Origin of the sequence: Hominifimenecus sp. rT4P-3 (assembly GCF_051055405.1) — a bacterium.
Taxonomy (GTDB): Bacteria; Bacillota; Clostridia; order Lachnospirales; family Lachnospiraceae; genus Pseudolachnospira.
The window spans coordinates 2,648,705-2,669,005 of sequence record NZ_CP167068.1 but is presented as its reverse complement, the minus strand read 5'-3'; the positions used below and the strand labels follow the sequence as shown (position 1 = coordinate 2,669,005).

General features: G+C 48.7%; 19 protein-coding genes. 16 read left to right on the top strand and 3 right to left on the bottom strand.

Translation table 11 applies throughout. From position 1 onward, the window contains the following. Positions 1-30 precede the first annotated feature (30 nt). The 7 genes from ACCC71_RS12275 to gatB all read left to right on the top strand — a co-directional run bounded on the left by ACCC71_RS12275 (position 31) and on the right by gatB (position 6,694). Positions 31-750, top strand: coding sequence for an acyl-[acyl-carrier-protein] thioesterase (locus ACCC71_RS12275; RefSeq protein WP_434309914.1), 720 nt, complete (start codon positions 31-33; stop codon positions 748-750). 1 nt (position 751) lies between these two features. Continuing rightward, positions 752-1,588: a CvfB family protein gene (locus ACCC71_RS12270; RefSeq protein ID WP_434309913.1), complete on the top strand. Its 837-nt coding sequence runs from the start codon at positions 752-754 to the stop codon at positions 1,586-1,588. Between the two features lie 217 nt (positions 1,589-1,805). Further along, the gene (locus ACCC71_RS12265) at positions 1,806-2,408 is read left to right on the top strand and encodes a GNAT family N-acetyltransferase (RefSeq protein WP_434309912.1); all 603 of its coding nucleotides are present in this window, start codon (positions 1,806-1,808) and stop codon (positions 2,406-2,408) included. A gap of 45 nt (positions 2,409-2,453) precedes the next feature. Then, positions 2,454-3,311, top strand: coding sequence for a diaminopimelate epimerase (dapF, locus tag ACCC71_RS12260; RefSeq protein ID WP_434309911.1), 858 nt, complete (start codon positions 2,454-2,456; stop codon positions 3,309-3,311). Positions 3,312-3,509: 198 nt separating this feature from the next. Beyond that, complete coding sequence (gatC, locus tag ACCC71_RS12255; RefSeq protein WP_434309910.1) at positions 3,510-3,812, top strand: Asp-tRNA(Asn)/Glu-tRNA(Gln) amidotransferase subunit GatC; 303 nt, start codon at positions 3,510-3,512, stop codon at positions 3,810-3,812. Next, a complete protein-coding gene (gene gatA / locus ACCC71_RS12250; protein WP_434309909.1) occupies positions 3,802-5,280 on the top strand; it encodes an Asp-tRNA(Asn)/Glu-tRNA(Gln) amidotransferase subunit GatA in 1,479 nt (492 codons plus the stop codon). The genes gatC and gatA overlap by 11 nt, the downstream gene beginning before the upstream one ends. Beyond that, positions 5,267-6,694, top strand: coding sequence for an Asp-tRNA(Asn)/Glu-tRNA(Gln) amidotransferase subunit GatB (gene gatB, locus ACCC71_RS12245; RefSeq protein ID WP_434309908.1), 1,428 nt, complete (start codon positions 5,267-5,269; stop codon positions 6,692-6,694). The genes gatA and gatB overlap by 14 nt, the downstream gene beginning before the upstream one ends. On the opposite strand, the gene ACCC71_RS12240 is transcribed toward gatB, so the two are convergent. Continuing rightward, entirely contained in the window at positions 6,691-7,611 is a 921-nt protein-coding gene (locus tag ACCC71_RS12240) for a LysR family transcriptional regulator (RefSeq protein WP_434309907.1), read from the bottom strand. The genes gatB and ACCC71_RS12240 overlap by 4 nt on opposite strands. 283 nt (positions 7,612-7,894) lie before the next feature. Between ACCC71_RS12240 and ACCC71_RS12235 the strand changes: the two genes are divergently transcribed. The 5 genes from ACCC71_RS12235 (at position 7,895) to cls (ending at position 15,119) form a co-directional block, all read left to right on the top strand. Beyond that, on the top strand, positions 7,895-8,842 hold the full coding sequence (locus ACCC71_RS12235; RefSeq protein ID WP_434309906.1) for an alpha/beta hydrolase fold domain-containing protein: 948 nt from the start codon (positions 7,895-7,897) through the stop codon (positions 8,840-8,842). A 27-nt stretch (positions 8,843-8,869) separates the two neighbouring features. Continuing rightward, positions 8,870-10,180 (top strand): SLC13 family permease, encoded by a 1,311-nt coding sequence (locus tag ACCC71_RS12230; protein WP_434309905.1) that lies wholly within the window; start codon positions 8,870-8,872, stop codon positions 10,178-10,180. A gap of 267 nt (positions 10,181-10,447) precedes the next feature. Then, positions 10,448-11,794: an LCP family protein gene (locus tag ACCC71_RS12225; RefSeq protein WP_434309904.1), complete on the top strand. Its 1,347-nt coding sequence runs from the start codon at positions 10,448-10,450 to the stop codon at positions 11,792-11,794. A gap of 219 nt (positions 11,795-12,013) precedes the next feature. Then, positions 12,014-13,456, top strand: coding sequence for a S1C family serine protease (locus ACCC71_RS12220; protein ID WP_434309903.1), 1,443 nt, complete (start codon positions 12,014-12,016; stop codon positions 13,454-13,456). Between the two features lie 130 nt (positions 13,457-13,586). Further along, the gene (gene cls, locus ACCC71_RS12215) at positions 13,587-15,119 is read left to right on the top strand and encodes a cardiolipin synthase (RefSeq protein WP_434309902.1); all 1,533 of its coding nucleotides are present in this window, start codon (positions 13,587-13,589) and stop codon (positions 15,117-15,119) included. A gap of 66 nt (positions 15,120-15,185) precedes the next feature. Here cls and ACCC71_RS12210 read toward each other — a convergent pair whose 3' ends face one another. Both ACCC71_RS12210 and ACCC71_RS12205 read right to left on the bottom strand, forming a co-directional pair. After that, the gene (locus ACCC71_RS12210) at positions 15,186-15,707 is read right to left on the bottom strand and encodes a DUF4364 family protein (RefSeq protein ID WP_434309901.1); all 522 of its coding nucleotides are present in this window, start codon (positions 15,705-15,707) and stop codon (positions 15,186-15,188) included. Positions 15,708-15,721: 14 nt separating this feature from the next. Further along, positions 15,722-16,870, bottom strand: a complete 1,149-nt coding sequence (locus ACCC71_RS12205; protein WP_434309900.1) for an NAD(P)-dependent malic enzyme — start codon at positions 16,868-16,870, stop codon at positions 15,722-15,724. A gap of 275 nt (positions 16,871-17,145) precedes the next feature. On the opposite strand from ACCC71_RS12205, the gene rho reads away from it, so the two are divergent. The 4 genes from rho to rpmE all read left to right on the top strand — a co-directional run bounded on the left by rho (position 17,146) and on the right by rpmE (position 20,253). After that, positions 17,146-18,888, top strand: coding sequence for a transcription termination factor Rho (gene rho / locus ACCC71_RS12200; RefSeq protein ID WP_434309899.1), 1,743 nt, complete (start codon positions 17,146-17,148; stop codon positions 18,886-18,888). Positions 18,889-18,978: 90 nt separating this feature from the next. After that, positions 18,979-19,383 carry a DUF4430 domain-containing protein gene (locus tag ACCC71_RS12195; protein ID WP_434309898.1) on the top strand — a complete coding sequence of 135 codons (405 nt, stop codon included), beginning with the start codon at positions 18,979-18,981 and terminating at the stop codon, positions 19,381-19,383. Then, entirely contained in the window at positions 19,383-19,877 is a 495-nt protein-coding gene (locus ACCC71_RS12190) for a hypothetical protein (protein WP_434309897.1), read from the top strand. The genes ACCC71_RS12195 and ACCC71_RS12190 overlap by 1 nt, the downstream gene beginning before the upstream one ends. Positions 19,878-20,046: 169 nt before the next feature. After that, complete coding sequence (gene rpmE / locus ACCC71_RS12185; RefSeq protein WP_434309896.1) at positions 20,047-20,253, top strand: 50S ribosomal protein L31; 207 nt, start codon at positions 20,047-20,049, stop codon at positions 20,251-20,253. Positions 20,254-20,301: the final 48 nt, after the last annotated feature.

Below are 20,301 nucleotides of genomic sequence, written 5' to 3'. Positions count from 1 at the left end.
GGAAATTCTTCGTAACATAGGAGGAAGTTTATGTATCGTAGAGCGGAGAGAGTCCGGTTCAGCGAGGTCGGTCCAAATGGAAGGCTGACGCTGCCGGCTTTGATCAATTACTTTCAGGATTGCAGCACATTTCACTCCGAGGATATCGGCGTGGGGCTGGATTATTTGCAGGAAAGGGACTGTGCCTGGCTGATGAGCTTTTGGCAGGTGGTGATCGAAGAATATCCGCGGATGGGGGAAGAAATTCAAATTGAGACGCGGCCCTACGAATTTGAACTTTTTATGGGAAAGAGAAATTTTGAGATGTTTTCCGCTCAGGGAGACTCTCTGGCAAAGGCGGATTCCCTGTGGTTTTATTACGATGCAAAAAAAGGCCGGCCAGAAAGACCGCCGAAAGACCTGGTTTTAGCTTATGGGCTGGATGAGGCTATCGAGATGGATTATGCCAAAAGCAGGAAGATCCCCTTGGCGGATTCGATGAAGCTTCTCCCGCCGTTTCCGGTGCGCCGGATTCAGTTGGATACCAATAATCATGTTAATAACGGCCAGTATGTGCGGATGGCGGTAGAGTATATTCCGGCGGGAGACGTGCGGGAGTTTCGTATCGAGTATAAAAAGGCGGCGCGGCTGGGGGATGTGATTTATCCCTGGGTCGGCGAACGGGACGGCTGGACGGTGGTGGCGCTTTGCGATGAGAACAAAAAGCCTTATGCGGTGGCGTCTGCCCGTGGGGATTTAGAAAGAGGATAAAATGGAGTTAGGGAAAAGACAGATTTTAACCGTAGTAAAAGAAAAAGACATCGGAGTTTACCTGGGAGAGCCAGAGTCAGACCGAACCGTCCTGCTGCCAAAGAAGGAAGTGCCGGCCGGTACGAAACCGGGAGATACGTTGGATGTCTTTTTGTATAAAGATTCCGAGGATCGTTTGATTGCTACGACGAAGCAGACCGGGCTTGAGGTAGGGGGGCTGGCAGTGCTGCCGGTGTCCCAGGTTACGGAGATCGGGGCGTTTTTGCGCTGGGCGCTGATCAAAGATCTGTTTCTGCCCTTTAAAGAACAGCGGGGAAAGTTAAGGTCTGGCCAGCAGGTACTGGTAGCGCTGTATGTGGATAAGAGCGAGCGGCTTTGTGCGACTATGAAGATTTATCCATATTTAAGTGATGAATCTCCTTATCAAAAAAATGATACGGTGACAGGAACTGTCTATCAGATAAAGAAGGGCGTTGGCGCTCTGGTGGCGGTGGAGAACCGCTATTTTGGCTTGATTCCGGAGCAGGAGCTTTATACGAGACTGCAGCCGGGAGATTTTGTGGAAGCCAGAGTTCTTCAAGTGCGTAAAGATGGAAAATTGGATCTAAGCTGCCGGAAGAAAGCTTATGCGCAGATGGATTCGGATGCAGAACGCGTATGGCAGGCCATACTGGAATACGACGGAATCCTGCCGCTCCATGATAAGTCCGAGCCGGAAGCGATCAAGAGAGAATTAGAGATGAGCAAGAACGCTTTTAAACGGGCGGTCGGTCATCTTTTAAAGGAAGGAAAAATCCAGATTACGGAAAAAGGGATTGAGAAGAGATCGATCAGTTGAATCTTAATATTATAGATTTTGGCAAAAACAGGAAATAATTTGCATTTTTGATTTTATTTTCTGCATTTTATGGACAAAATAAAAGACGTATGATATGATAAAAGAATTCGACAGGTAAAAGTTCTTTTTTATCGAAACTACGAGTGAGAGAGGAAGAAAAAACTATTTTGTGGGCTCAATTTCGTGGAGCAGAAAAAACGTTAAAAGGAGTAAACAGATGAGAGACGGACTGCATTTCCTGTTCGGCCGGGAAATAGAGGTGATTTACAACAATTATATGAAAGCCGATTTTCCGGAAGCAGAGCTGAAGCCTCTAACAAGAATTCAGAATATGACAAAGGAAGGCTATTATGAGCCTTATGGATTGTATGAGGATGGAGCCTTGCAAGGCTACGCATTTTTTGTAAATGGGGGAGAATTTTGCCTCCTTGATTATTATGCAGTGCTTCAAGAAAAGCGCGGCAGCGGATATGGAAGCCGGTTTTTGAAAATGATTGGCCGGCATTATAAAGAGAAATCGGGCCTCTTTTTTGAAGTGGAACGGCCGGATGAGGCAGTGAGTTTAGAGGAACGCGCTGTTCGAGAGAGACGGATTGAGTTTTATCAGAAAAATGGCTTGCGGAATACGGAGATTCGTTCTCGAATTTTTGGCGTTGGATATCAGGTGATGTATTTGCCGTGCCAGAAGGATGGAACGGATGAAGAGTTAAAAGCGGAGCTGAATGAATTGTACCACCGGATGTTCCCACCGGAGATATATCGCAAGCAGGTTCGTTTTGAAGACAATATTCCGCTTGTGACAGAAGAAAAAGAAGCGTAACGGATGAGGAATTAGAGAAGGAGATTTATCTGGGAGGCGGTCTGTATGAAGTTTACCAAAATGCACGGAATTGGAAATGACTATGTCTATGTAAATTGTCTGGAAGAGGAGCTTCCGATAGATGCAGGACGTTTGGCGGAATTGGTCAGCGATCGGCATTTCGGGATTGGTTCCGATGGCTTGATTTTGATTGAACCGTCGGAGGTTGCGGACTTCCGAATGGACATTTACAATGCAGATGGATCTCGTGCGATGATGTGCGGCAATGGGATTCGTTGTGTGGCGAAATATGTGTATGATCATGGTATGACGAATATGACGGCGCTGAAGATCGAGACGCTGGCAGGAGTAAAGCACATTGAATTGACGGTGAAAGATGGGAAAGTACGGCTTGCTACGGTGAATATGGGAAAGCCGGTCTTGCTCAGCCATGGAATGAACTTGGAGGTGACGCCTTCTTCCAAGGAGTCGCTGTCATTGGATCAGATCTTTGAGCCTTTGGATGTACTGGGGGAAACCTGGCGGGTGATTCCGATTTCCATGGGAAATCCTCATGCCGTATTCTTTGTGGGGGATGTAGGCGGACTGGATATTCAAAAGTACGGGCCGCTGATTGAAAACCATCCGCGGTTTGTCGATCGGACGAACGTAGAATTTGTGCAGCTGGTGGATGCGAGGACCGTTCGTATGCGTGTATGGGAGCGCGGTTCTGGGGAGACCATGGCTTGCGGGACTGGCGCTTGCGCTACCGCTGCGGCCTGCGTTTTGGCGGGATATACCGATACCAGGACCGACGTCAAACTTTTGGGAGGAACCCTCCAGATTCGTTGGGATGAAGAGGATGGCCATATCGATATGTGCGGCCCGGCTACCGAAGTCTTTACCGGCGAGTTTCATGTATAAGAAGCGCTTTCCATCTATAAGACCGTATTTGGCGCTGGCGATGTAAGCGCTTGTCAACGGAAGGCAGTGGAAGAGAAGAAAGAAATAGAGTAGAAAGATAGGAAGCCTTGGCTGTCTGCGTCTATTCCGGCGAATCCGGCGGCGCATGGCCAAGGTTTTTATTTGTTGTATAGGAATTTTGTGGGGGAACTGGATGCAATGAGGGAACACGTAAGTCAGAAGATGATAGAAGAGCTGGAAATTTTGGTCCAGCTGAATTTGACAGAAAGCGAACGGGAACAGGCAGAAATTGATCTTTCAGAGATTCTGGAATATGCGCGGGTAATCCAAGAGTTGGAACCGGCTGGTGAAGAAGTCTTAAACAGCCCTGCTGTTCTTCGCGAGGATCGAGTGGAAGAAGGCCTCACAAGAGAGAGTTTGTTTGGCAATGCGCCGGAAGAACGAGACGGATACTTTCATGTGCCGCGCACAATCGGAACGGAGAAGCGCCATGAAGAATAAGACAGTTCGGGAAATCAGCAGTGGAATTCGGGAGAAAAAATGGTCGGCGCGGGAGGTGGCCGATGTTTATTTGGCGGAAATTGCAGAAAGAGATTCTAGGTACGGCTGTTATCTGACGGTGGACCCGGAGAAAGTCCGAAGCCAAGCGGAAGCAGTACAGCGGCAAATCGAAAAAGGGGAACAAAATAGCCCTTTGGCGGGAGTTCCCATTGCCGTAAAAGACAATATTTGCGTCAAGGGCATGCGGACGACCTGCGCTTCCCGGATTCTGGAAAATTTTATTTCCCCTTATGATGCGGAAGCAGTGCAGCGATTAAAAGAAGCAGGCATGATAATTTTGGGGAAGACAAACATGGATGAGTTTGCCATGGGAAGCACGACCGAGACTTCCGCCTTTGGGCCTACGAAAAATCCCTGGAACATTGGGCATACGCCGGGCGGTTCGTCGGGTGGTTCAGCGGCTGCGGTGTCCGCCGGACTGGCACCAGTTGCGTTAGGCTCCGATACGGGAGGATCTGTGCGTCAACCGGCCGCCTTTTGCGGACTGACCGGATGGAAACCAACTTATGGAAGTATATCTCGATATGGGTTGGTGGCTTATGCTTCTTCTTTAGATGTGATCGGTGTGATTGGGCAGGATATTTGGGACTGCGCCTTGCTTTGGGATGCGATGGCAGCCTGGGACAGGAAGGACAGCACTTCGGTACCGCGGCAGAGGGGAAGGCTTGCGGCGTTCCCCAAAGACGGACTTTCTGGGAAACGGATTGGTATTCCGGAGGAGTGGCTGAAAGAAGAGGCAGATTCGGAGATGGCTGCCGCAGTGGAGTCCGCGGCCAGGAAGATGAGCGCTTTGGGAGCGGAAGTACAAAACATTCATCTGCCGGTGACGGCTGCTTATGGAGTTTCGGCTTACTATTTGATTGCCTGCGCGGAAGCAAGCTCCAATTTAGCTCGATTTGACGGCGTGAAATATGGGATGCGGGCGAAGGAATACGGGGATTTTCATGAGATGTATCGAAAGACCAGAGGGGAAGGGTTTGGAACGGAAGTAAAGCGGAGGCTTCTTTTAGGCGCGTTTGTGCTGAGCGCGGGTCATTATGAGGACTATTATCGGAAGGCTTGCACGGCGCGGGCGCGAATCCGGCAGGAATTTCGCGATATTTTTCAAAATTACGATTTGATTTTAGGCCCGGCGGCTCCTTCCTCTGCGCCTGCTCTTGGTTTTGGCCTAGAGAAGCCGTTAGAACGGTATCGAAGAGATATTCATACGGTTGCGGCAAATCTGGCTGGGCTGCCGGCAGTCAGTTTACCGGCAGGTTTATCGAAGAAGGGCCTTCCTTTGGGGATTCAGCTGATGGCCGCGCCTTTCGGGGAGGAACTGCTTTTCGCCGCTGCCGCCTGTTATCAGGATGCGGTTATGAAGCTGGAATGCCCATGTCAAAGGGGGGAGCGCGATGAAGATGTATGAGACGGTGATCGGATTGGAAGTCCATGTAGAACTTTCCACAAAGTCGAAGATTTTTTGTGGATGCAGTACGGCTTTCGGGGGAGTTCCGAATACCCATGTCTGCCCGGTTTGCACCGGAATGCCGGGGGCGCTGCCGGTGTTAAACCGAAAGGCGGTAGAGCACGCGGTGGCGGTAGGACTTGCCACTCACTGTGAGATTACGCGGGTCAGCTTCTTTGACCGGAAGAACTATTTTTACCCGGATAACCCGCAAAATTACCAGATTTCTCAATTGTACTTTCCGATCTGCCGGGATGGGTATCTGGAAATTCGGGGGGAGTTTGGAAAAAAACGAGTTGGAATTTATGAGATTCATTTGGAGGACGATGCGGGGAAGCTGATCCATGAAGAAGATGGCAAGGGATCTTTGGTGGATTATAACCGGAGCGGAGTGCCGTTGATTGAGATTGTTTCCAGGCCGGATTTGTCGTCAGCAAAAGAAGTGATCGCTTACCTGGAGCAGCTGCGGATGACGATTCAATATCTAGGCGCCTCAGACTGTAAACTGCAGGAAGGTTCTATGCGGGCCGATGTGAATTTGTCTTTGCGGGAGTCTGGTTCCTCGGAGCTTGGCGTTCGGACAGAGATGAAAAATCTTAGCTCCTTCCGGGCAATTTCCCGCGCGATTGAACATGAAACGAAAAGACAGGCGGAAATTCTTCAGAGCGGCGGGTGTGTGAGACGGGAGACGAGACGATGGGATGAAGCAAAAGGGCAATCTTATCCAATGCGTTCCAAGGAAGACGCCAAGGATTATCGATATTTTCCGGAACCCGATTTGCCGCCGGTGGTGCTGACCGATTCGTGGATCTCGGAAATTCGAAAAAAAATACCGGAAATGCGGGAAGAAAAAAGAGAACGCTATCAAAAGACATATGGTCTTTCTGATTATGATATTGATCTTTTGACAGAGTCCCGGCAGACGGCGGAATTTTTTGAGAAAACGGTTTCGCTATGTCAAAAGCCCAAGGAAGCCGCTAACTGGCTTATCGGAGAGACTATGCGCCTGTGGAAAGACAGAGGAGTGGAACGGGATGAGATGCCGTTTTCGCCAGAGCATCTGGCGGCGCTGATTCGATTGGTGGAAGAAGGACGTATCAACCGCACGACGGCAAAAGATGTTTTTGCACAGATTTTTGCGCGGGACGTGGACCCGGAAGCCTATGTGGAGGAACACGGACTTGGCCTTATGGACGATGAAGAACAGCTGTGGGATATGGTGAAACAGGCGCTTCAGGAAAACCCACAGCCGGTGGAAGATTACCGGAATGGAAAGGAAAAAGCATTTGGCTTTTTGGTCGGCCAGGCCATGAAAAAGGCAAAAGGAAAAGCAAATCCGGGGAAGATCCGGGAGATTTTGAAAAAGATGCTTTAATCCCGGCTGTCCGGCGCCTTCCCGTAGTAATCCAATACAAAATCCCAGAAGTCCAGAGCTGCCTCTGTCATCAGCGCTTTCCTCTGGCGAAGCAGGGAGAGGGTATGGCGGTAGGGGCAGTTTTCCAGGGAATAAAAAACCAGACCGGAATCTGGGCATTCCAGGAAGCGGATATAGCTGGCCGGAAGGATGGCCAGGCCCAGGCCTTGACGGACCAGATCTAGCTGTGCGTCATAGCTGTCCGCCTGAATGGGGCTCTTAGTAAAAAATCCAGCGTTCTGACAAAGAAGAAAGGTGATATCCCGGTAAAAGATGGAGTTATGGGTCAGAGTGATAAAGGGATAATCTTTAAGCTCAGCCAGGTCTAGGCTTGTACGGCCTGGCTGCGGTGGAAGGAGGCTGGCGGAGGCAGCCAGCAGGTAATCCTCCTGTGCCAGGGGCTCTGAGATCCAAAACTGCTCTTGGCTGAAAGGAAGGGCGCCGCTGGAACTGCAGAGGATAAAGTCCGGCGACTCGGAACGCTTCAGTCTCTCCCCCAGTGCAAATTGGCTGACCATAAAATGTACATAAGGATTCAGCTTGGCGTAAGCTGCCAGGCAGGGGTGAAAGACTGGAGCATAGGCATAACATAGGAGAGTGATCTGGCCGGTTATCTCATAATGTACCTTTTTAGCCGCATCTACGCCGTAATCCAGAAAACGAAGGGCTTTTTCTGCATATTTGGCGAACTCCTCTCCATTTCGATTCAGCTTAATTCTTTTTCCAAGCCGGTCGAACAACTGAATTCCAAGCTCCGCCTCCAGAGCGGCGATGCTCCGGCTTAACGCGGGCTGGGAGATATTCAGAAGGTCCGCGGTTACGGACATGTGCTCATGTTTTTTCAATTCAAGAAAATATCGTATCTGAAAGATATCCATTTTACTTCCTCAAAGAGATTCTTGGCATTCATCGCAGATTTTCCTAGATTCTATATCGTGGGACAAAAAACGTCCATTTGTTATACAAAACAAATGATTCTTTATGCAATTTTATTATAACCTCATGTGGAGAAAGAATCAATAAGCGGAATAAACTCTGATATAATATCGAAAGACATGATACCGGCCTGGAGCGGGGCCATGCCGGGTACATGGTACAAGCGGAAATAAATGAAAATAAGAAAATGCGCGCAAAGATTTTCGGAATGGAAAGGAACGTACTATGATTTGTAACCCTTGCCCTGGCTTTGAGTCAGTCATGCTGGCTGCCAGAAAAGAAAATACGCCGGAGATTCAGGCGGCAAAGGCAGAGCTGAACCGTTTGGCGGACAATTTTGAGATCCCTGAGGGGATGAAGATTGAAGACCGGATGATTCCGGTAGATAAGGAGGGGACAGAGCGTAAAATCCGAATCTTTACACCGGCAGACGCGGGGGAAAAGGCTCCTATTATTATGAGTCTGCACGGAGGCGGTTGGAGGCAGGGAGATTTGGAGCTGGACACCTTCCGCTGCTGTGCCCTGGCAGAGAGAATTCCAGCCATTGTCATTACTGTGGACTACCGTCTGGTGGACGGCAAAGGGATTGTCTATCCGATTCCACTGATGGACTGTTACCATGCTTTCTGCTGGATCTTTGAGCACGCGGCAGAACTGGGAGGGGATCCGGAACGGATCGGGCTTACCGGCAACAGCGCTGGAGGAAATCTGGCGGAGGGGCTGTCTTTGTACTGCCGAGATCAAGGTGGTCCGCGTTCTGTTTTCACCGCTTTGGTGTGTCCTCCACTGTCCGTGGACTTTACCAAGACCGTAGGATATCATCAGTGGTACGACTATAAGGTGGGTAAGGCTACGCCCCAACTGTTTGCGGAGCCAGGCTATTTGGGCGGATACAACGGCTACATGGCTCCTTACTATGCGTTCCCGATGAACTGTCAGGATCTGGCTGGCCTGGAGCCTCATATGGTAGTGGTGGCGGAATACGATGCTTTGCGGGATGATGGGCTTCGCTACGCGAACCGTCTTTTGGAGCATGGCGTTCAGTGTGAGATTTATTGTGCGGCACGGGTGGGCCACTGCTATAACCGGTTTCCCCATCCCTACAGCGATCTGCTGCATGATATGATGGCTGCGGCTTTTCAGCGTGAGTTTCACATGAAGCCGTACCGATAGAAAAGAATAACGAGAGAGGTAGAGAAAATGAACGTAACGTTGATCGCAATTTTGATGGTTTTACTGCTTGTTCTGGCTACATTCCAAAAAAGAGTTCCTATATATCTAGTGATGATGATTATCCCGATCCTTGCGGCCTTGTGCCTGGGATATTCTCTGCCGGATATCAGCGCCTCCATTTTGGCAAAGCTCAACGAAACCATGGCGTCGGCTGGTTTTCTGTTACTGTTTGCCCTCATTTACTTTACGATGATGATTGAAACCGGTCTCTTTGAGACGGTTGTAAATGTGCTGATTAAACCCTTTGGCACCCGTATGAATGTGATTGCCTTGATGGTGCTGACTACAGCTCTTGGCCTTCTGTGCGCTCTGGCGCAGCAGATCTCTGTGACTTACCTGGTACTTTTCCCTGTCCTGCTTCCTCTTTATAAAAAGCTGAAGCTAACCCGGGAGTATTGTTTTATCCTGGTTCAGACGGCATTGGCCGTTATGATGTGGTTACCTTGGAGCCCAGGCGTTTTAAATGTTTCTGTGGTTCTAGGCTGTGAACCGACAGAGCTCTCAGCAGCAGCCTCCAAAGCTGCCATCTGTATGGCTCCCGGCATTTTGTTCCAGTGGTTTTACATGGCGTGGAAACATAAAAAGGAACATGGAAGTTTGTTTTTGACTGTGGACGGCCTGGAGGAGGCCCAGGAAGCAGAGGCACAGGCGGAGAAGAAAAAATTGACGCGTCCTCATCTGCTCTGGCCAAATTTGTTGGTATTTCTGGCGTTGATGGCTGGTCTTTTAGTCTTTAAGCTTCCTGCATATTTGCTGTTTATGATTGGCTCTGCTTATATGATTTTGGTCAACTATCCCAAGGACTTCGGGCCTCTGGTGGAGAAAGCCGGGAAGCAATTTATGGGACTGTTCCTTTTTATGATTGGTATTAGCGTTTACCTGGCGGTATTCACAGATACGGGAATGGTGACGGCCTTAGGCGATGCTACGGTGGCCTATTTCCCTAGCTTCCTGGCCCGCTATATGCATGTGATTTTGCTGGCCGTGTGCGTGGTCTGCATCCGCTATGTGCCGAGCCGCGTGTTTACCATGTTGTATCCAGTGTTAGTAACTGTGGGCGCTCCTTTTGGATTTACTGGTCTGGCTATGATTGCCCCCTTCATCATCAATTTGACTCTGGCAACCGGCTCCACTCCGATGAACCCGGCGAACTTTTTGGGATGCTCCCTTTTGGAAACCGATTCCAATCACTATTTTGGAACGGCGGTTCGAGTGCAGAGCATTACAAATTTGATTGCGATCGCCGCGGCCATTGTACTGGGAATTATGCCGATCTGAGAAGGAGCAGGCGGAGGATTTTAAAATCAAGGAGTTTTCCTAAGAATCTTATTTTAAAGCATTTTGCGTTGAAAATAAGCCTGCCATTTGGCAGGTTTATTTTCATTGCGATAGAGAATTCCGCCGGCTTTTCCGCCGTTCCCTTTGATTTGTACCGATATTTGTATGATTTTCTTAAGAAAAATCGGATTGAACTTTCTGGAAAAATCGAGTATGATAAAAGATATTATTTGGAAAGCTACGAAATAAAGAGAGGAAGAGATATTCATGGGAAATCGAGATGAACGGTATCGCGGCGACCGTCCGAGACGTCCCCGCACCGAAGAACCTCGTCCACGCAATTCCCGCAGCGGAAACTCTTATGGAAGCAGAGACGAGCGCCCACGCAGTTCCCGTTCGGCTGGTTCTTATAATGGAACAAGCCGCGCACGGCGTGTCTATCCGGGAGAGGAAGAGCGGGGCCGGTCCTATATGGATGACTCGAACCGGCGAGGCGCCAGAGAGCGCCGAGAACTAGCTAGAAGGAAAAAGCGTAAGAAAAAGATTATTTTGGTTGTCGTGGAAGTGATCCTGTTATTGCTTGTTGCAGTAGCGGCTTTTGGTTTTTTCTATGTGAAGAATCTTTGGGACAAGGTGGAGAAGCCGACGGATTTTAGGAGAGAAGAGATCCAGACCAACGAGAACATTCCGGAATCGGTCAAGCAGGCAAAAGAAAAATATACCACGATTCTTTTGTTCGGCGTGGATTCCAGGAGCAATAAAAACCTGACTTCACCAGGGGCCAATGCGGATACGGATATCATTGCCTGCATTAACAATGAGACCAAGGAAGTTAAGCTAGTTTCCATTTTGCGCGATTCTTTCTTTGAGACCACAGAGGGAAAGCACGACAAGCTGACTGACATCTATAGCAAGTACGGCGTGAAGGAAGCGATTCAGACCATCAACCGAAACCTGGATTTGACCATCGATCAGTACGTGACGGTGAACTGGAAAGCGGTAGCCGATACGGTAAACATGATGGACGGTTTGGATTTGGAACTTTCTTCTGCGGAAGTGAAGGCGCTGAACAACTATATCGACGAGGTAATCAGTGTAACAGGATTGGATTCGGTGCATGTGGATGTGAACGACGGTTATGAGTCGGATCAGGTGAAAGACGCGGATAATTTGATGTATCACCTGGACGGCGTACAGGTTTTAACCTACGCGCGGATTCGAAGCGTAGGGCATCATGATTTGACCCGCGCCGAGCGGCAGCGCACGGTGATAGCCGCTATGATGGCGAAAGCGAAGACCTTAAGCCTTGGCGAGCTGGAAGACATCTGTGAGACGATTATGCCGGGAATTTCCACTAATCTTTCTTTGACGGATGTTTTGGGACTGGTGTTAGATGTCGGAGACTATACGATGGGGGAGAATACCAGAATTCCCTTTGACCAGATGTATCGGGATCAGGAAGATAAGGGGCCTGCCTATGTCTACTATTACCACCTGACGGATAATGTGGCGAAGCTTCATGAATTCCTTTATGGAACGAAGAATTATGCTCCGACGAATACGGTGCAAAAGATCAGCGATTATATCGATGAGTACCGCCAGTCTCACAAGTAAACTTTTCAAAATTTTTTAACTGACTTTACACAAATTCATCACAAAAGCCTGCTAAACTCGAATCATCACAAAGAGGAAGAGTCAAGCAGGCTTTTTATTCGATGGAAATTCATTCGGAATTGCCCATCGAATCGAATAACGATCTGAGAAATTCCTTGTTTGGCCAAGAAATTCTTTCTCATCACCGAAAAAAAAACGTCCTTGAAAGGAGTGTCAGATATGAACGAACAGTGGGATAATGAGAAGAACAGTTCGGATTATGAAGGAGAGACGGTAAAGGCTTTTGTTCCGCGTCGGGAAGAAGAAAGACGGCAGTCGTATCAGGAAGCACCTTATCGGAGCCAATCTTATCAGAATCCGTATCAGAGTGGACAGGGGTATGGAGACAGTCAGCCTCCAAAAAAACCGAAAAAGCAAAAGCCTTGGGGAAAAATCATTGGAATTCCAATTGGAATTTTTCTGATATGTGCGATTATTGGCGGCGCGGCCTGGGGCATCAACCGCATCATGGAAAGCGGAGACCGGCCGCAGGTGGCGCAAGGAACGTCGACCGCTCCGGAGACAACCAAAGCGCCGGAAACCGGAGCACCAGAATCTGCGGTTCCAATCGGGCAGGTGAAAAGCAACAGCAACAGCCAGGCAATGGTGACGGATGCTTCGGATGTGGTGGAAGCCAGCATGCCTTCCGTAGTCGCCATCACCAGCACAATGATTTACAATAATTATAACGATTACTACGGATATTTCTTTGGCCAAAATGGTGGTCAGAGAGAGGTGAGCGGCGCCGGATCTGGCATCATCATTGGGGATAACGGTACGGAACTGTGGATCGTAACCAATAACCATGTAGTAAAGGATTCCGATTCCTTAAAGGTGACATTTAACGATGGCAGTACCGTCGACGCATATATCAAGGGTACGGATTCAGAAAACGACCTGGCGGTGGTTGGCGTGATGCTGGAATCCCTGAGTGAGGAAACTAAAAGTGGAATCACAAAGATGGAACTGGGCGATTCGGATTCTTTGCGGCTGGGTCAGGGCGTGATTGCTATCGGAAATGCACTGGGAATGGGCCAGTCGGTCAGCAGCGGTGTGATCAGCGCGATTGACCGTGAAATTCAGACGACAGACGGCATGAAGATGACGCTGCTTCAGACAGACGCTGCGATTAACCCTGGCAATAGCGGCGGCGCTTTGATTGATATGAACGGCAAATTGATTGGAATCAATGTGGCAAAATATACGGACAGCGAAGTGGAAGGAATGGGATTTGCTATCCCGATCTCCCATGCAAAAGATATCATTAATGAGCTTGCGGCGAAGGAACCCCGTCAGAAAGTACCGGATGAAGAGTATCCGTATTTGGGCGTTCAGCTGAAAGACCTGTCCAGCAGCTACACCAGCGCCTATGGAATTCCGAGCGGAGTTTTGGTGTATTCGGTGGAAGAAGGGAGCCCGGCAGCCCAAGGCGGTTTGCAAAATCAGGATATCATCACGGGATTCGAAGGAGAAAAGATTTCCGTCTATGACGATCTGAACAAACTGCTTGCCTATTATCCGGGTGGTACTGTGGTGACGGTTACGGTGCAGCGTCTGGAGCAAGGACAGTACGTGGAGAAAAATCTCAGTATTACCTTGGGATTAAAATCGGATTATCAGTAAGCGGGATGCTATGAGCGTAAAAATGGCCGGAAAAGAAGAGGAGAGAGTTTGGGTTGAAACGTCCTGCTCTCTCCCTTTTTCTTGCAAATCTTTTCTTCATCCGCTATACTAACGTTAGCGAGGTGTCCCCATGAAAAAGATCTTAAGTAAAGTACTTTCCCGCATCTTGATCGTCGGCTGTTTGATTGCCCTGCAGATCGCCTGGGTTTTGATTTTTATGTACCGATTGACAGATTATTCTACCATTGCAAATTTGCTTTTACGGCTCATCAGCCTCATAGCTGTCGTCCAGCTGATCAGTACGGATATGAACAGCGACTCCAAATTGGCATGGGCAGTACCGATTTTGCTGTTCCCTCTTTTGGGGGGATTGATGTATCTCCTGCTTTATCAGAGAAAGCCCACGCGAGGACTACGGAAAAAGCTGGAAGGGGCTTCGGAGCGAGTATGGACGTTAGCGCCTACCGGGCAGGAAGTTCTGGAACAGGTGGCGCATGAGGATAAGGCAGCGGCGGGGCAAATGCATTACCTGCAAAAAACAGCGGGATATGCGCCATACAGAAATACGGAAGTAACCTATTTTTCCTCCGGAGAAGCGGGATTTCCTTCCATGCTGGAGGAATTGGAAAAGGCAAAGCATTTTATCTTTTTGGAATACTTTATTATCCGAGAAGGGGAAATGTGGGGAAAAATCCATGAGATCTTGAAGCGAAAGGCAGCGGAAGGGCTGGATATACGGGTGATCTACGATGATGTGGGAAGCCTGACCTATTTGCCCTATGAATACCGGGAACAGTTGGAAGCGGAGGGAATCCGCTGCGAAGCCTTTAACCGCTTTGTCCCTTTTTTGTCCGTCGTGATGAACCACCGGGATCACAGAAAAATATTGGTGATCGATGGGCATACCGGTTTTTCAGGCGGCATTAATCTGGGAGATGAATATATCAATAAAACCAGCGAATTCGGCTATTGGAAGGACAATGTAATTTTACTTCGGGGCGAAGGGGTGTGGGGGCTTACGATGATGTTCTTGTCCATGTGGAACGGGATTCGGCCTACGGACGAAAACTTTGAACAGTACCGTCCTCATACGTACCATCCGGAGGAGTTTTCCGGAAATGGAATTGTTCAGCCCTACAGCGATTCTCCTTTGGATGATGAAAATGTAGGAGAAAACGTGTATTTGAACATGCTGCATAGCGCCCAGGGATCCATCGAGATTTTAAATCCATATGTGGTTTTGGACGATCAAATGGTGACGGCGCTTTGCCTTGCGGCCAAACGTGGCGTAGATGTACGGCTGATTATTCCAGCCGTGTCCGATCACAAAATTATTGGCTGGGTGGCAGAGTCCTATTTTCCCCATTTGATGCGGCAGGGAGTAAAAATTTATTGTTATCAACCGGGATTTTTGCACGCAAAGGTGTTCTTTTGCGATGGCAAACTGGCGACGGTTGGGACGGTAAACCTGGATTATCGGAGTTTATATCACCATTTTGAGTGCGGCGTTTTGCTCTATCATACCCCGTGCCTGGAACAGATCCGAAAGGATATCAAGGCGACTTATGAGCATAGCCTAGAGTTGACTTTAGAGAACATGAAACACACTGCCTTTGTTCGTCTGGTGCAGAAAGTGGTTCGGATTTTTGCTCCGTTGATTTAACAGATAAATTGCCCGCAAACTTTTCCGGAATCAGTCAAAGGAGAAAAGTTTGCGGGCAATGGAATGTTATTCTTTTAGAAGCTCTTTCATTAAAAAGGCATAGATCGTTTGATTGGCATCCTGCCACCGGTCGCACATCAATTCCGCCTGTTCTTCGCTGGGAACGGCCAGTTCCAGTTTGATCAGCGTGCTTTTTCCTTCCCGGACCTCACATTCTACCATAAAATCTCCTGTTGTGGATTTATAGTAATCCGCGACGGTGCCGACTTCATTGCGGAGGCGGATTTTATTTTCTTTCAGAAATTGATCCATGTCCTCAATGATGCCTTCCGAGATACTGCTTCCGAAATATACGAGCGTTTCTTCGCCTTCCCGCGTGATTTCATAGCGGGAACTGTTGCGTATAATCTCCTGGGTCAGCAGATGGGCCTCTAATAAGTCATTCAGCGCTTCCTGAAGTGTGAAATAAGTCGTATATTCCTTTTCCAGGAAGAATTCGGAAAGCTGAGAATTGGACAAGGGAAACTTCGCTTGTTTCAGCAGGTACAAAATCATCAGCTTATACAAAGTCAAGGGATCTGAAAGCATGGCGGCGCTCCTTCTCAAATGTAACGTTTTACAGCCTGACTGACAAGCTCAGATACCTGAGGATCAAAGGCCTCCGGCAAAATGAAATCTTCTGACAGTTTCTCTTCCGGAACCAGATCAGCGATCGCCGTAGCGGCAGCCAATTTCATTTCTTCTGTGATTGCAGTCGCCCGGCCCTCTAAAGCGCCCTTAAAGATTCCAGGAAAGATCACGACGTTGTTTACCTGATTCGGGAAGTCGCTTCGTCCGGTGCCGACGATCCGCGCGCCGCCGGCTTTCGCCTCGTCGGGCATGATCTCCGGAATCGGATTGGCCATGGCAAAGATGATAGCGTCCGAATTCATCGTACTTACCATCTCTTTTGTGACGATACCGGGGGCGGAGACGCCGACAAAGATATCCGCGCCTTTCATCGCATCGGCCAGGGTTCCGGTTTGGCCCGTGAGGTTCGTTACCTCCATCATTTTTTCCTGCATCCAGTTTAAGCCTTCTGCATTTTTATGTAGAATTCCGCTCTTATCGCACATGGTAATATGAGGAAAGCCGTAGCGAAGAAGAAGCTTCGTGATGGCTACGCCAGCGGAACCAGCCCCGTTGACAACAATGCGGCAGTCTTCTTTTTTCTTGCCGACAACGCGCAGGCTATTGATGATGCCGGCCAGAACCACGATAGCGGTGCCGTGCTGGTCGTCGTGAAATACAGGGATATTTAGCCGCTCTTTTAGCCGCTCTTCAATCTCAAAACAGCGGGGAGCGGAGATGTCCTCCAGATTGATACCTCCAAAAACAGGAGCAATGCGGACAACGGTTTCTACGATTTCATCTACGTCCTGGGTATCCAGGCAGATCGGGAAGGCGTTCACACCGCCAAATTCTTTAAAGAGAACGCATTTTCCTTCCATAACGGGAATCGACGCGGCGGCTCCAATATTGCCCAGGCCGAGCACGGCACTGCCGTCAGAAACGACGGCGACAGTGTTCTGCTTGATGGTATATCGATAAACGGATTCCGGGTCCCGGGCAATCACGCGGCAAGGCTCGGCAACGCCGGGAGTATAAGCAAGGGACATGGCTTCACGGGAATCTACTTTTAATTTAGCGGTGGTTTCCAGTTTACCTTTCCATTCATCATGGAGCGAAAGGGCTTTTTCGTCCAAAGTCATAACAATTTTTCCTTCTTTCTTGATATAGTGCAGCATTCGGATACATCATAACAATTTCTGCGATTGAAATCAAGAAAATTATCGAAAATAAGGGAAAAACAAAGGAAAGAAAAATGCGGAAAAATTGGACTGGAATGGAAAAAAGAACTTCCTATTTTGGATATGATGTGCTAAGATAATAACATGTTCTGATATAGATCTAGTCGAATGAGAAAAGATTCAAAGCATTCTGAATTTCTTTCCCCCAAAAATAATTATTTAGAGGAGTCTTGTATATGCAGGAAAACTATATAGAAAAGCCATTGGCGGAATTGCGGGAGCTCGCGAAAAAACGGGGGCTAAAGGGCGTCAGTGGACTCCGGAAGAATGAATTGGCTGAAGTATTAGCGCGCGCGGATTCTGAGCGTGCTGGGAAGGAAGCTGCTTTGTCTGCGCCGATTCCTTCCGGACAAAATGGAGCGCAGCAAAGAAATCGGAACGCGGCGCCTGCCAGGCAGCAGTTACCGGGACGGACGAACCGCCGTCCACAGAATTCGAACAATTCTGCTGGGCGTTCTACAAGGCATCCGGAATCATCCTCCCAGAGACCGTATTCTTCTTCCTTCCAACGGAATGAGAATGGAAAGAGCAATTACCGGGGAGAGCGGGACGCTCGCCACGAGAGTGGAAAAAGTAATTTCCGAAATGAGGGAGAGGGAAGTACGTTCCGTCCGGAAAACGGGAGAAATCATTTCCGCAGCGATATGGAAGGAACGGGAGCGTCCATGGAATCCGGGACTATGGTTTCCCGTCCGGAGAATACCAACACCTATGAGCGGAGCGAAACATATTCTCCGCGTCTGGAAGAAGAAAGCTTTCCCCGTCCCGCGGCAGTCGATGATATCAACGTTTTAGACAGCGGGGAGTCTGCTCATGGTATCTTGGAAGTCATGCCGGATGGATTTGGTTTTATCCGCTGCGAAAATTATTTGCCAGGGGAAAATGATATCTATGTTTCTCCTTCCCAGATTCGCCGCTTTAATATGAAAACAGGCGATATTATCAGCGGGTCGGTCCGGATTAAAACCGGCCAGGAAAAGTTTGCAGCCCTGCTTTATGTAAAGTCAATCAACGGAGAGAACCCTTCTGTTGCGGAGAAACGGAAGAATTTTGAAGATCTGACCCCGATTTTCCCGGACTCTCGGCTGCATTTGGAGATGCCCGGCGGAAAGCTTCCGATGCGGGTGGTAGATTTGCTCTGCCCGATTGGAAAAGGACAGCGTGGAATGATCGTATCTCCTCCGAAGGCTGGTAAGACCACTTTGCTGAAGCAGGTGGCCACGGCGATTACGACCAATCATCCGGACATGCACCTGATCATTTTGTTGATTGACGAGCGTCCGGAAGAAGTAACCGATATGAAAGAATCCATTACGGGAGAAAACGTAGAAGTCATCTACTCGACCTTTGACGAACTGCCGGAACACCACAAACGGGTTTCGGAGATGGTATTGGGGAGAGCAAAACGTTTGGTAGAGCATGGGAAAGATGTGATTATTCTTCTCGACAGCATCACCCGCTTGGCTCGCGCCTATAATTTGACGGTGGCTCCCAGCGGCCGTACGCTTTCCGGCGGTTTGGACCCGGCGGCTTTGCATATGCCAAAACGCTTTTTCGGAGCGGCCAGAAATATGAGAGAGGGCGGAAGTCTGACGGTTTTAGCCACCGCTTTGGTAGATACTGGAAGCCGGATGGACGACGTGGTATTTGAGGAATTTAAAGGTACCGGCAATATGGAATTGGTTTTGGACCGGAAACTTTCGGAGAAGCGGATTTTCCCTGCCATTGATCTTTTGAAATCTGGTACGAGAAGGGATGATTTGCTTTTGGGACGGGAAGAATATGAAGCCGTTTATATTCTTCGAAAGGCGTTGAACGGGATGAAATCAGAGGATGCGGTGGAGCATATTTTGGATCTATTTGCTCGAACCAAGAACAATCGGGAATTCGTTCAGATGGCGAAAAAGATGCGTTTTTAAAGCCTGACCTGTCGTGTTTATCTTTATTAACGGAAAGTATCGCGACAGAAGGGAAGAACACAAATAAGCTCTGGAAAGAGGAAAAAGAGGATGGAGAACAAGGCTTCCAAGAAAAAAATTTTTTTGGCGGCGAGCGCTTTGCTTGTTGTGATACTAGCCGTTTTGGCCATCTATCTGTGGCAGAAGCCGGGAAGCAGCGAGGGAGAAAAGGAAATCGTGCTTTTGGTTACCTACCGGGATGGCTCGTCGAAGACAGATACCTATCAGACAGACTTGGAATATTTGGGCGAATTGCTGCAGGAAAAAGAGCGGGTTACCGGAGAACAGGGGGCATATGGAATTTTTATTGAGGCGGTGGACGGGGAAGCTGTGGATGCCTCAAAACAGGAATGGTGGTGTATCACCAAAAATGGAGAAACGTTGCTGACCTCCGCGGATCAGACGCCGCTTGAAGATGGAGCGCAGTACGAACTGACTCTTACCAGTGGGTATTGATGATGCAGGTACGCCGGTTGGTTACATTGACCTATCTGACGACAATCCTTTTTGCCGCGCAGATCGGTTTGAGCTTTTTGCCAAATATTGAGCTGGTATCCCTGCTGATTATCGTTTACACGTTGGTCTACGGACGTCAGGTTTTTTTGATCATTTATACCTTTGTGTTTTTGGAAGGATTGGTCTATGGACTCGGTTTGTGGTGGATCAATTATTTGTATGTCTGGAGTATTCTGGCGATTTTTACCTTGCTGTTTCGCAAAAATACGTCGTTGATTTTGTGGAGTATTTTTAGCGGGGCTTTTGGCCTGGCCTTTGGTCTGTTATGCGCGATTCCAAACGTTTTTTTGACAGGATTTGCCGGCGGGGTGGCGTATTGGATCATGGGAATTCCTTTTGACGTGCTCCATTGCGCTGGCAATGCCGTAGTTTGCCTGGTGTTGATGAAGCCTGTAAAGCGTGTGGTAGAGGCCGGGAAGCGTTGGATGAAGTAAGAGAAAATAGAGAAAATTGCTGAGAAATTGCGGCTCTAAGGCTTGCATTTCCTTAGCGACTATGCTATAATACTTTTCGCTGTTCTAGTTGACAGCAGGAGACTGTAGAAAAAAAGGGGCAGGGCATCGCTGCTCCGCCCATGAAAATAGGAATAGAGAGGTGATCGTCATGCAGGAAAATATTCAGCCCAAATACTATCAGGCCAAGGTGACTTGTAACTGTGGGAATGAGTTCGTGACCGGCTCCACAAAAGAGGAGATCCACGTAGAAGTTTGCTCCAAATGCCATCCTTACTACACAGGACAGCAGAAGGCAGCGGCGGCCCGCGGCAGAATCGATAAATTCAACCGCAAGTACGGCATTGCGAACAATTAAGAATTGGACATATGCGGAAAGGTTGAGGTTGGGGAGGTCCCGGAAGCC